This is a genomic window from Mesorhizobium sp. M7A.F.Ca.MR.362.00.0.0, from assembly GCF_004023175.1.
GTDB lineage: Bacteria > Pseudomonadota > Alphaproteobacteria > Rhizobiales > Rhizobiaceae > Mesorhizobium.
The window spans coordinates 1-1237 of record NZ_RZTF01000757.1; the positions used below are offsets into that span (position 1 = coordinate 1).

At 67.5% G+C, this 1237-nt stretch carries 2 protein-coding genes; both read left to right on the forward strand.

All coding sequences use genetic code 11. From position 1 onward, the window contains the following. A partial coding sequence (locus EOC06_RS37455) for a DUF2948 family protein (RefSeq protein WP_128310126.1) occupies positions 1-91 on the forward strand: 91 nt, incomplete at its 5' end. 7 nt (positions 92-98) lie between these two features. After that, a partial coding sequence (gene hisD, locus EOC06_RS37460) for a histidinol dehydrogenase (protein ID WP_128310127.1) occupies positions 99-1237 on the forward strand: 1139 nt, incomplete at its 3' end.

Sequence of the window (1237 nt, forward strand, 5' to 3'; positions counted from 1 at the left end):
GATCATGCTCGACGTCGAATGCATCGAGGCCCGCCTTGCCGACATTGGCGGGGCGTGGGAAGCCACCTCGCGCCCCATCCACAAGACCTGAGCGTCCGATGGCCATCACGCTTCGTCAGTCCGACGCCGATTTCGAACAGCGTTTCGCCGCCTTCCTGTTGACCAAGCGGGAAGTGTCCGCCGACGTCGATGCAGCGGTGGGCGCCATCATCGCGCGCGTGCGCGCCGAGGGCGACGCGGCGCTGATCGACTATTCACGGAAATTCGATCGCGCCGATCTGGCTGGACTGGGCATCGCCGTTTCGGAGGACGACATCGCCCAGGCCTACAAGGCCGCCGACCCAAAGACGATCGAGGCGTTGGAATTCGCGCGCGACCGCATCCGCTCGCATCATGAGCGGCAGCGACCAAAGGATGATCGCTATACGGATGCCGCCGGCGTCGAGCTCGGCTGGCGCTGGACGGCGGTCGAGGCGGTTGGGCTCTATGTGCCGGGCGGCACGGCGAGCTATCCAAGCTCGGTGCTGATGAACGCCGTGCCGGCCAAGGTGGCCGGCGTCGAGCGCATCGTCATGGTCGTACCGGCGCCGGGCGGCATCATCAATCCGCTGGTGCTGGTGGCGGCCGACATATCAGGCGTGTCGGAAATCTACCGTGTCGGCGGCGCGCAGGCGATCGCCGCCCTTGCCTACGGCACCGAAACGATAAGGCCGGTCGCCAAGATCGTCGGCCCGGGCAATGCCTATGTCGCGGCGGCCAAGCGCCAGGTGTTCGGCGCCGTCGGCATCGACATGATCGCCGGGCCGTCGGAAGTGCTCGTCGTGGCCGACGGCAGCAACGATCCGGACTGGATCGCGGCCGACCTGCTGGCCCAGGCCGAGCACGATGCATCGGCGCAGTCGATCCTGGTCACCGACGATCCAGCCTTCGGCATCGCTGTCGAACAAGCCGTCGAGCGCCAGTTGCAGAGCCTGCCACGCGCCGAGACGGCGACGGCGAGCTGGCGTGATTTTGGTGCGGTGATCCAGGTGTCGACCATCGACGCCGCGCTGCCGCTGGTCGACCGCATCGCCGCCGAACATGTCGAACTGGCCATCGACGACGCCGAGGGCTTCCTGTCGCGGATGCGCAACGCGGGTGCGGTCTTTCTCGGCCGCCACACGCCGGAAGCCATCGGCGACTATGTCGGCGGCTCCAACCATGTGCTGCCGACGGCGCGCTCGGCGCGCTTCTCGTC